This is a genomic window from Mesorhizobium sp. M0698 (assembly GCF_040320455.1).
Taxonomy (GTDB): domain Bacteria; phylum Pseudomonadota; class Alphaproteobacteria; order Rhizobiales; family Rhizobiaceae; genus Mesorhizobium.
Genome location: NZ_JAMYPQ010000053.1, coordinates 1 through 9,663, shown reverse-complemented (window position 1 = coordinate 9,663; position 9,663 = coordinate 1). Strand labels below are relative to the sequence as shown.

The following is a 9,663-nucleotide window of genomic DNA, read 5'->3' as shown; positions in this document are numbered from 1 at the left end:
CGACAGCGGAAATGTGGACGAAAACATCCGGACCGCCATTGTCGGGCTGGATAAATCCAAACCCCTTGGTGCTGTTGAACCACTTCACCGTTCCAGTCGGCATATGCGTATTCCTTGTAAAGTTTGCAACACGTTCTGGTTCGGCATGCCGGGCCGGTTCATAGTATCACGCAGCAATGCGAAAGACCGCAAGGCCCGGAGCGACACGCCTTGGTAAGCGCATCATGCAGCCAGTGGACTGGCCGCGACCAAGCGGCAGTCGCAAAGGCAGACGAAACTAACGCACCACATGGTGAACCTTGCAATGAGGAGTCGGGCGCCGGCACCTCGTACGATCGCCATCGTCAAGAGGATCGAAGCGTTAATCACTCCGACCAGGGCCGATGCGATCGATCAGGCGAGCGTTTTGCTGGATCAGTTCAAAGGTGAGTCAGGAACAACCGCCCGCTCTAGTCGTCGGGGCGCTTGAGAACTCTGAAATCGCCCGAACGTGCGCTTGGCTCTGCATCATAACCCTTTGCCATGAGCCCGCGTTGCAGCAACGCCCGTACTGCCTCAGCACGGTTTGGCAGTCTGTTCTCAAACCGCCAAGCATCCAGGACAGCGCGCTCCTCCGCATTGAGCATGAACTGCAGACGATATGTTCGCTTGGGGGCATCCACTTTTTCAGCTCTCTCATTGCGTCGGCAAACAGTTTCTGCGTCAGTTCGCTCACCGAGATGACGTCTGTACCGGCGGTATCCGGCAGGTGTTCTGCCATCCATTTGTCGAGGAAGTTTATCCCGCGTGTGCTCATATCGCCATAAGCTGGACCAAAGCTTTAAGTTCCAGCAGACGCCGAAACCATCAACGGTCGAACCGGTCGATCCAGACTGAAACTTGTGTACGGATTCGTACTCATGCGGACTTAGCGCCAGATATCATTGCTAGAGACAGGGATTAGTAGGATATTTGGCCATCGCTTGCTGACATCAGGGCGCAAGCGACTGAGAGATGCGCGTGCTCTTGCCCCGATAGGGAGGCGACGAGCATGGCTCAGCTCCAGCAATCAATAATTCGCAATCGTCTGCTGACGTCTTTGTCGCCTGACGACTTTGCACTGGTGCAGCCGCATCTTGAGGCGGTCACATTTGAGTTGCGAGAACATCTGTTCAGAGCCGATCAAACAATCGCGCATGTGACCTTCCCAGAATATGGGATTGCATCAATCGTCGCCGACACCGGGGAAGGACGGTTTGAGGTCGGCATGGTGGGATCGGAGGGTTTGGTGGGTACAGCTTTGGTGCTGGGCGTGGACCGCACGCCGCACTCCTGCATGGTTCAGGCTGCGGGCGAAGCATTCCGCATTGGAGCCGGAGACCTACACGCTGCGATGGACCAGAGCCCCGCGTTGCGCGCGCTCCTTCTGCGCTTCGTGCATACCTTTATCGTTCAAGTCAGCCAGACGGCCTATGCCAATGCCGGCTACTCCATTGAGGAGCGGCTGGCGCGATGGCTGCTCATGACGCATGACCGGCTGGAGCAGGATGACATGCCCCTCACGCATGAGTTCATGAGCATCATGTTGGGTTCGCGTCGGCCCGGCGTCACGATTGCGGTGCAGATGCTGGAGAGCGTCGGCGCGATCAGAGCCACGCGTGGAAACATCACGCTTCGGGATCGCGAGAAGCTGGAACAGATTGCTGGCCAGTCCTACGGCTTCGCCGAGAAGGAATACTCCAACGTGTTCCAATTCCCGATCAAGCGAGAGAGATGAGTGGCGGCCTTGCGCTACTTCCTGAATGTTCGCTATCGCGGTCGGATGATACCTGACGCCGAAGGCGACGAACTGCCAGACGATGAGGCTCTACGCGCCCATGCGCTTGCCAATGCGCGGGACCTCGTCTTCCGCACACGCATGTACACGATCCGCAGCTGGTTCGACTGTAGTTTCGAGGTCACCGACGAGAGCGGCAGAGTGGTCCTCGTAATGCCATTCGACGAGGTGCTTGGGCCAGCTTAGCCGGTCCGAAACGCGACTGTTCGGTATCGTACGAAGCCTTGAAGGCCGCAACAATCCCTGCCTAAAATCTTGGCTAAGTACCGGGAGGATACATGGCCCCGCTAGCCCTTCTCTTCCCTGAAGTCTTGCAAAGAGGCATGCCGCAGATCTTCCTCGCCGCGCAAGTGCTTCACGCGGCCGATCAGCCCTGGCTTCACCCATTGCGTCGCCGGCCGCTTCATGCCCTTCGGCGCAAGGCCTGCGTGTTCCTGGACGCGCTTCCCGACATAGCGCCATGTGCCGCGTTCGGCCATCAGGGCCCTTGCCAAGGCCATCATTGAAACCGTCGAACGGCTATCTCGATAATTCCGGCCGTTCCTCGCGAAATCCGGTAGCGAGATTTTTTCATACAAGGCCCCACAGCGAACACTCAAAAGGCTCAAAAGGGTCGGCAGCTTTCGCTGTTCTCCCGCTGTTTTCAGTGGCGAGACCTTAATCGGAAGGGAGAAAGGCATATGGGCCTGGTTTTTACTGGCGAAGAGCGAACCACTGAGCGGTTCGAGTTGGTGCTTGAAGCCTTTGATGGAACAGAGCGCGTCCTCGTCGTGACATCGACCGAAGCGATCGAAGACTTCGGCCTGGATGCCGTCCGTGAAATGGCATCTAAAAAGTACGATGCAGGGCAGTTGGACGAGACCGGCCGCGTTAGAGTTCTGACTAGCGACCTGCAAGGTAAATAGCCCGCCACCGTGAGGCAGCGTGGCTCGACCGAGCGGCTCACTCGCGAATGAAGCCCTGAGGTTATTTGTTGTTTTTGAGGAGACGAGCTTCCCGCAAGATCGAGCTGCGATCGAAGCCGACCAGCGATGCTATCTCGCGTATTTGTTGTTCGGTGGCCCCTGACTCCCGCGCAAGATCGCTTACTATTTGGGGTTTCATGGCGGGGCGCCCTTTTTCTTCTGACATCACACCAAATGCCTCGTATTGGGCCAAGAGCGCGATGGTCGCTCCTAAGCGTCAGCGGCCATGTTTTGTTGCTGACGATCTGCTATTGTACGCTTTCGGACAGATTTCTGCCAGCGGGCTAGGAAAGATAGGCCTAGCTCTCATCGTCGAAACCCAGCAGCGAGGCATGGCGTATATATTTGTGCTCGCCGCGGAGGTGCTTGACGCGGAGCTTCACCTCTCCCGGCTTCACCCACTTGGTCGCAGGCCGTTTCCTAATACCCTCGGGCTTGTGGGCGGCATGATCCTGGACGCGCTGCCACAACCGCTTCTTCATGTCACGGCTGAGCGAGATAAAGGCTGTCCCGACATATTGCCCCGGTGCCAGGCTGCGCCAAAAGGGCCATGGCGGCCTTACCCGGCTCGTTCTCGACGCCCATCAGCTCATATTTGTTGATGACGAAACTCTTGGTCTTCAGCCAGTCGATGGTCGGGCCGCTTCGATACGCGCTGTCGGCGCGCTTGGAGACGATCCCCTCTAGCCCCGCCTGGTCGGCGCGATACGGTCGGCCGCGAACTCTGCTCCAACCCCAAGGTCCGCAAGATCAGTTTCACGGGCTCGACGGAGGTCGGCCGATTGCTCATGCGCCAGTGCTCGGACCAGATAAAGAAAGTCGGTCTAGAGTTGGGTGGCAATGCGCCTTTCATCGTCTTTGATGATGCCGACATCGATGCTGCCGTCGACGGTGCAATCCAGGCCAAGTTTCGCAATGCCGGCCAGACCTGCGTTTCCGCGAACCGCCTTTACGTCCAGTCGGGCGTTCATGATGCGTTCGTGGACAAATTCGTGGATGGTGTCCGCCAGCTTCAGGTCGGCGACGGCTTCGATCCAGGTGTCGCCATCGGTCCGCTGATCGACGGGCATGCACTGGCCAAGATCGAACTTCACATTGCCGATGCCTTGGCCAAAGGTGGCGCGATCCGATGTGGCGGCGGCCGGATCGGCAGCGACGGCACGTTTTTCCAGCCTACGGTCCTCAGCGGCGTCACAAGGTCACAAGGGAAATGACCGTGGCGCAAGAGGAGACCTTTGGACCCTTGGCGCCGATTATCCGCTTCGAGGATGCCGATCAGGTCGTGCGTGAGGCCAACGACACGATCTACGGCCTTGCCGCGTATTTCTATGCTTCAAACCTGAAGCGTGTCTGCATGGTTGGGATCAACACGGGACGAATGTCCTCAGAAGCCGCGCCCTTCGGCGGGATAAACAGTCCGGCATCGGGCGGGAAGGTTCCCGCCACGGCCTCGAAGACTATCTTGAAATGAAGTACCTCTGCATGGGCGGCATCTGAGGCGGCGGGCGGCGACTGCCGCGATGAAGGCCAGCGGACGGCCGGACGCCACGAAATCGACCCGCAGTTTCAGATTCGTGGAACAATCCACACCCAGTCTGCCTCATAAAGGGCCCGGTTTTCCGCCTATTTTTTTGGCGGTCGAACGTCGTCAATTGCCTTTGTCACTGTGGCGGAACGCGGCGCGATAGCCGGTTAGCAACAAGCTTTGGGCGTCATTCTCTCTGGCGGAATCGACCCCTTCCGACAAAAGCCTGACCTTTGCCAGTCTTCTACGGGCCAGCGTTCGCGCCAAAAGTTCAAAGCCGCGTCCGTAACATTCAACAATGAAAGCCAGCGTTATCAGGTCGAGCAGAAAGTCGTCTATCGCATGCGTGAGCGCACCAGACCTTTGTTCAAGCTGAAGCAGCAAGGCGCGCGCCTCTTCGATCACGGCCCGGCAATCGTCTGCGTCTATCAGTGAATCGATCCTGTCAAACATCTGCAAGCGTCCTCACTCTCCCTAAGCCACACGCAGCGCATCGAACGCCGCTGATGAATGAGTTTCCAACAAAAGCACAGGGTCGCGTTTCGCGAAAAGGCATCGCTCGGCAAAGTGCGCGTTGATGAAGCCTGGTGCGTTAAGCGACAAGTGAATCCGACCTTACCAGATATCTTCGAAGGCGAGTGAGCCGGCCCACGCCTGCGTGCCGCAACCCTCAATGCCGAGGAAACTGTTCTGCACTCGCCGGAGGCAAACAGTTCCTCTCTATTCTTCCAGCCGCCACGGTTCAGCCTAGATTACATGGGAAGCGCTAATAACGGAAAGCAAAGGGTTCGCAAAATGAGTAGGGTGGCTGGATCAAACGAAGATTTGGCTGCACCAACGACCTTTGGGCCACTTTTGCAGCCCACCTTTCGTTCGATCTGGCTCGCGACGCAGGTTTCAAGCCTCGGCTGGTTAATGCAGACTGTCGCCATCAGCTGGCTGATGGCGACGATCTCGACTTCCGATCTGATGGTTGCGTTGGTGCAGGCTTCGTCGAACCTGCCCGCTTTCGTCCTGTCCGTTTTTGCCGGGGCTCTCGCCGACAATTTCAGCCGGCGCCGGGTCATGTTCGCCGGTCGGTGCCTTATGGTGATTGCGTCCGCGATGCTGACCGCGTCCGTGGCGCTGGGCTTTGTCAGTCCGTGGATGATCCTCGGCTTCAGCTTCTTGATCGCAAGCGGCGGTGCTCTCAATGATCCGGCCTGGCAAGCGTCGGTTGGCGATATCGTGGATCGACGCGATGTTCCCGCTGCCGTCACCCTGCTTTCTGTTGGCTTCAACACCGTCCGGACTGTTGGCCCGGCGCTCGGCGGCTTTGTGGTTGCCTCATTCGGCCTCATGGCGGCATTTGCCGTGACCACGCTCACCTATTTCGTACCCTTGACCACTATTTGGCGCTTCAAGTGGAAGGTTCGTTCTTCGCCACTGCCGCGTGAGCCGATGAGGACGGCGATCTATGATGGGCTGCGCTTCACCGCGATGTCATCGGAAATCAAGACTGCGATCGCGCGCGGTACCCTCTTTGGCTTGGCGAGCATCGCCATACTCGCGCTGCTGCCGGTGGTTGTCCGCGACCAGCTGGGAGGAGGCCCGCTTGCCTATGGCGCGCTCATGGCCGGCTTCGGGACAGGTGCCGTCTTCGCCGGCCTCTCCAACAGCCTGTTCAGACGGAGCTTGTCGCAAGAAAGGCTGATGAGGCTCTCCTGCGTCGCCTGCGCGGCGTGTTCTCTCTCCCTGGCACTGACATCTTCGATTGCGGTGGCGGCAATTGCACTCGCCTTGGGTGGCGCCGGCTGGGTCACCGCCTGGTCCGGGGTCGGTGTGAGCGTGCAGCTGGCGAGCCCGCGCTGGGTCGTGGGGCGCACCATCTCAATCTACTATGCTTTGATAGATGGTGGCATCGCGCTCGGCAGCTGGGTGTGGGGCACGGTGGCCGAAAACCATTCGTTGCCCTGGGCGCTGGAGGGCTCCGCTGGAGCCCTGTTGATCGTCGCTGCAGCCGGCGTTCTGTTTCCTCTTCGCGAGCGCCGCGAGTCCGAGCCCGATCCTTTGGAGGAATTCGACGCCCCAGCTGTCGCTCTCAGTTTGAAGCCGAGAAGCGGCCCGATCGTGGTCAAGATCGAATATCTGATAGCCGAGAGAAATGTCGAGGCCTTCCTCGACCTCATGCGGCAGCGGCGTCATGTACACAGCCGCGTCGGTGCTCGGAACTGGACGCTCCAGCGCAACCTTCAGAAGCCTATGCAGTGGACAGAAACGTTCCGAACGCCGACCTGGACGGACTACCTTCGCCTCAATCATCGTCTGACGGAAGTGGACAAGGAACTGGACGAGCGTGTCTTTCAGCTGCACGCGGCCGAGACCCCACCTCAAATGACACTTTCCATCGAGCGGCCGACAAGCTCGGCCCGCAAGCCCGAGCACTCAGCTTTTCGCCATCCCCGTCATTGAAGCCTGGCCGGCATCTCTGTCATCAATCGATGGCTACGAGCGCGACCGGTCAGCCCCCGACCTTCAAGACCATCGACATCGAAGCGGCCGCGAGTTGCCTATAAAACATCACTGCACTCTTATTGTTTGTGACGCATGCGGGTGGTGAGCGGTTTTCAAAGGCCTCGTTTCCTGCTGACAAAGTTAGCTTGGACCACTGAATTGCCGATCGCTCTCGGATCCTGGTGCGAGTATGAAATCAAAGACGGGCTCAGGCTGGGCAGGCTTTGGCTCCCGCAGAACAACCGGGTAAGCTACGATCGCTTGGGCATGTTCAGCGAGCGCGGCGGGTGTCATTCCCAGTGCTTTCTCAAACAGGCCGCCCGGCACTCTCACCACCTGACGAAAAAGCCCTGCAGCTCTTGTAGCATGGCGCGCCGCAGCGACCCGCTTGCCCTCGCGGATCTTCACCCCGGCCGCCGCCAACAGGATCAGCCCCTTGAAGAACAGGCGGTGCTGAGCGCTTTGTTTGGCAGCGTGCCAAAGAGGCTCCCAAGCCTCATGCGCTTCCCAGTAGTAGCCGTGGTTGAAAAGATCGATCCCCCATCGAAACACATCTGAGCCGAGCGCTTCGCCAACGGCGACCGTCACCGGATCTGTTCGGTAACTATGGCCCAAGGGATCGCGCACCGGATGCGGATGTTTGCCGGGCAGATACGCATAGCTCGGGAAACTCTTTTCGGGCAGCAAGCGAGGGCGTGACATAGACCCAGCAAACACGAAAGCGCGTTAACGGGCAATTCATGCTGAGCGCGCCCTGACACGCAAGCAGTCTTAACCGGCTTTTAAACCGTGCCGAGATTGGCAAAAACGCGCTTTGCGAGATACATGACGCGGGGTAAGCGGCTGATGCAAGGAGGAGATATGATTCTGCGACTGAAGGAGCGGCTCGGCAAACGGTTTGAGGAAGAAGTCCAATTCTTCAAAGGCTGGCAGAAGGACAAGAAGGGCGTGGGAGCCCTTATTCCCACTTCGGTTTATGCGGCACGCCGGATGGCAAGCGTGGTGAATCCACGGTCAGGATTGTCGATTCTGGAGCTCGGCGCGGGAACTGGTGTCATCACAAAGGCGATCCTGGCTAGGGGAATCAAGCCGCACCAGCTGGTTTCAGTCGAATATTCCAACATTTTCTACAACTGCCTGGTGCAACGCTTCCCGAATGTGGACTTCAGGTTGGGCAACGCATTTACGCTGGACGAAGCTTTGGGTGACCGCAAAGGTGAACAGTTCGATTGTGTTGTAAGTGCAGTCCCACTGTTGAGCTTTCCAATGGAACAGCGTGTCGCGCTGGTTGAGGATCTGCTTGCCCGCATTCCTGCCGGCCGGCCCCTAATTCAGATCACATATGGACCTCTGTCGCCGGTGATCAAGATGCCAGACCGTTACGTGGTTTCCCACTATCACTTCGTTGTCCGCAACATACCGCCGGCACAGCTCTGGACTTATCGTCGAGCAGTCTAGCCAGATCTGGACGGTTTCCTTCTCTGAGGGTTCCGCTGGGTGGTGGCCTTCCACCCAAACAGGATGTGGACAGAGCAGGGGCAGACGCCAGATTGCCAAGAAGACGAAGCGGTCCTGGTTTGATTTGACAGACGAGCGGTGGGTGCAGTTCGGACAGCTGATGTCGAAGCCTCGACGTCGCGGTCGTCCGCGCGAGGTAATTCCGGGAGGTTGTCAGGGCAAGCGCTAGACTAGCGCTGGGTGAAGCATCTGTTCGCCAATGGCGCCTATGGCTCAAGCTCACGGGCACCTGCACTTGATGGTCGAGATCATCCGTCGATTCGACGGTCAGAATAGCTCCAAATTCTGCCGCAGGGTGGTCGAGCGAACCTTCGGCGCGGCTACGGGTATCGATGTCTCTCAGCTCCTCCCTGAATTTCAAAACCGACTCAGAAAGGCGTCCTTCTTGGCGAAATCGGTGACGTGGTGCCGCAAGCACGGCTATTCTCGGACGGCGGCGCTAAGTTCGCCGGTCGCACGGACGGGCCAAATGCGCTTGACAAAGCCGCGCCGGCCCGTTCAACCTGGGGCATTCACCAGGGGAGTCCCGGCAAGGGGCTGAGATACTGCTGGCTTTCGCGGCGCAGTGACCCGTTGAACCTGATCCAGTTCATACTGGCGTAGGGACGGTGCAAGCGCTTTGCGGGAGTTCACGCCCGAGGTCCTGTTTCGGCAGGTCGACAGAAGCGTCTTTTCATCCTTCCGGCACAGAACTGGGTCTCCAATGCATGAGCAAAGGAGCCTCAAGATGAATGCCCTCACCCCCGCCGTGTCGACGGGACCGCTGCCCGCCTCGCGGAAGATCCACAAGCCCGGCACCATCCACCCGCAGATCAAAGTGCCGATGCGCGAAATCTCCGTCCATCCGACGGCCGGCGAGCCGCCCGTCACCGTCTACGATCCGTCCGGCCCCTATACAGACCCGACTGTCGAAACCAGCATCGAAAATGGCCTTGCACGGCTTCGCCATGAATGGGTCGCCGCGCGCGGCGATGTCGAAGCCTATGACGGCCGCCACGTGCGGCCAGAAGACAATGGGTTTGCGGCGGGCGAGCGCCTAACACCGGAATTTCCAGTCCGCAACCGGCCACTCCGGGCCAAGACCGGCAAGGCGGTGACACAGTTTGCCTATGCGCGCGCTGGCATCATCACGCCCGAAATGGAGTTCGTCGCCATCCGCGAGAATCTTGGTCGCGAGATCCTGCACGGCAAGCTTGAGCGCTACGGCGAGGCCTTCGGCGCGGCGATCCCCGACTTCGTCACGCCTGAATTCGTGCGCGAGGAGGTGGCGCGCGGACGCGCGATCATTCCCGCCAACATTAATCATCCCGAGAGCGAACCGATGATTATCGGTCGCAATTTCCTGG

At 58.9% G+C, this 9,663-nt stretch carries 11 protein-coding genes, 1 pseudogene and 1 riboswitch; of the genes and pseudogenes, 7 read left to right on the top strand and 5 right to left on the bottom strand.

Translation table 11 applies throughout. The annotated features are described in order from the left end of the window. Window positions 1–103 (bottom strand): cold-shock protein (locus NKI16_RS33370; RefSeq protein ID WP_352924688.1); only part of this gene is annotated, 103 nt, incomplete at its 3' end. Between the two features lie 927 nt (window positions 104–1,030). Here NKI16_RS33370 and NKI16_RS33365 point away from each other — a divergent pair. Together NKI16_RS33365 and NKI16_RS33360 are read left to right on the top strand one after the other, a co-directional pair. Then, window positions 1,031–1,756 carry a Crp/Fnr family transcriptional regulator gene (locus tag NKI16_RS33365; protein ID WP_352595849.1) on the top strand — a complete coding sequence of 242 codons (726 nt, stop codon included), beginning with the start codon at window positions 1,031–1,033 and terminating at the stop codon, window positions 1,754–1,756. Then, complete coding sequence (locus NKI16_RS33360; RefSeq protein WP_352595852.1) at window positions 1,757–2,002, top strand: DUF6894 family protein; 246 nt, start codon at window positions 1,757–1,759, stop codon at window positions 2,000–2,002. A 101-nt stretch (window positions 2,003–2,103) separates the two neighbouring features. Here the strand turns inward: NKI16_RS33360 and NKI16_RS33355 are convergent, their stop codons facing one another. Beyond that, window positions 2,104–2,496, bottom strand: coding sequence for a hypothetical protein (locus tag NKI16_RS33355; RefSeq protein ID WP_352595855.1), 393 nt, complete (start codon window positions 2,494–2,496; stop codon window positions 2,104–2,106). On the opposite strand from NKI16_RS33355, the gene NKI16_RS33350 reads away from it, so the two are divergent. After that, window positions 2,497–2,721 (top strand): hypothetical protein, encoded by a 225-nt coding sequence (locus NKI16_RS33350; RefSeq protein WP_352924683.1) that lies wholly within the window; start codon window positions 2,497–2,499, stop codon window positions 2,719–2,721. It begins immediately after the preceding gene. Window positions 2,722–3,080: 359 nt separating this feature from the next. Here the strand turns inward: NKI16_RS33350 and NKI16_RS33345 are convergent, their stop codons facing one another. Further along, window positions 3,081–3,263, bottom strand: a complete 183-nt coding sequence (locus NKI16_RS33345; protein WP_352595861.1) for a hypothetical protein — start codon at window positions 3,261–3,263, stop codon at window positions 3,081–3,083. 228 nt (window positions 3,264–3,491) lie between these two features. Here NKI16_RS33345 and NKI16_RS33340 point away from each other — a divergent pair. Further along, window positions 3,492–4,278, top strand: a pseudogene (locus tag NKI16_RS33340) (aldehyde dehydrogenase family protein); the annotation flags it as partial. A gap of 151 nt (window positions 4,279–4,429) precedes the next feature. Here the strand turns inward: NKI16_RS33340 and NKI16_RS33335 are convergent. Beyond that, window positions 4,430–4,759 carry a hypothetical protein gene (locus tag NKI16_RS33335; RefSeq protein ID WP_352595863.1) on the bottom strand — a complete coding sequence of 110 codons (330 nt, stop codon included), beginning with the start codon at window positions 4,757–4,759 and terminating at the stop codon, window positions 4,430–4,432. A gap of 342 nt (window positions 4,760–5,101) precedes the next feature. On the opposite strand from NKI16_RS33335, the gene NKI16_RS33330 reads away from it, so the two are divergent. After that, a complete protein-coding gene (locus NKI16_RS33330) occupies window positions 5,102–6,757 on the top strand; it encodes an MFS transporter (RefSeq protein ID WP_352924686.1) in 1,656 nt (551 codons plus the stop codon). A 183-nt stretch (window positions 6,758–6,940) separates the two neighbouring features. On the opposite strand, the gene NKI16_RS33325 is transcribed toward NKI16_RS33330, so the two are convergent. Continuing rightward, window positions 6,941–7,486 carry a DUF309 domain-containing protein gene (locus tag NKI16_RS33325; RefSeq protein WP_352784863.1) on the bottom strand — a complete coding sequence of 182 codons (546 nt, stop codon included), beginning with the start codon at window positions 7,484–7,486 and terminating at the stop codon, window positions 6,941–6,943. A gap of 174 nt (window positions 7,487–7,660) precedes the next feature. Between NKI16_RS33325 and pmtA the strand changes: the two genes are divergently transcribed. Both pmtA and NKI16_RS33315 read left to right on the top strand, forming a co-directional pair. After that, the gene (gene pmtA, locus NKI16_RS33320; protein ID WP_352595873.1) at window positions 7,661–8,257 is read left to right on the top strand and encodes a phospholipid N-methyltransferase PmtA; all 597 of its coding nucleotides are present in this window, start codon (window positions 7,661–7,663) and stop codon (window positions 8,255–8,257) included. A gap of 567 nt (window positions 8,258–8,824) precedes the next feature. Beyond that, window positions 8,825–8,941, top strand: a riboswitch (TPP riboswitch). 103 nt (window positions 8,942–9,044) lie between these two features. Further along, on the top strand, window positions 9,045–9,663 hold a 619-nt coding region (locus NKI16_RS33315; RefSeq protein WP_352924679.1), incomplete at its 3' end, for a phosphomethylpyrimidine synthase ThiC.

Excerpts from the sequence above, each read along its gene's own strand:
- NKI16_RS33365 (WP_352595849.1), top strand. The coding sequence starts at position 1,031 with ATGGCTCAGCTCCAGCAATCAATAATTCGCAATCGTCTGCTGACGTCT.
- NKI16_RS33355 (WP_352595855.1), bottom strand. The coding sequence starts at position 2,496 with ATGCCTTTCTCCCTTCCGATTAAGGTCTCGCCACTGAAAACAGCGGGA.
- NKI16_RS33350 (WP_352924683.1), top strand. The coding sequence starts at position 2,497 with ATGGGCCTGGTTTTTACTGGCGAAGAGCGAACCACTGAGCGGTTCGAG.
- NKI16_RS33345 (WP_352595861.1), bottom strand. The coding sequence starts at position 3,263 with ATGAAGAAGCGGTTGTGGCAGCGCGTCCAGGATCATGCCGCCCACAAG.
- NKI16_RS33335 (WP_352595863.1), bottom strand. The coding sequence starts at position 4,759 with ATGTTTGACAGGATCGATTCACTGATAGACGCAGACGATTGCCGGGCC.
- NKI16_RS33330 (WP_352924686.1), top strand. The coding sequence starts at position 5,102 with ATGAGTAGGGTGGCTGGATCAAACGAAGATTTGGCTGCACCAACGACC.
- pmtA (WP_352595873.1), top strand. The coding sequence starts at position 7,661 with ATGATTCTGCGACTGAAGGAGCGGCTCGGCAAACGGTTTGAGGAAGAA.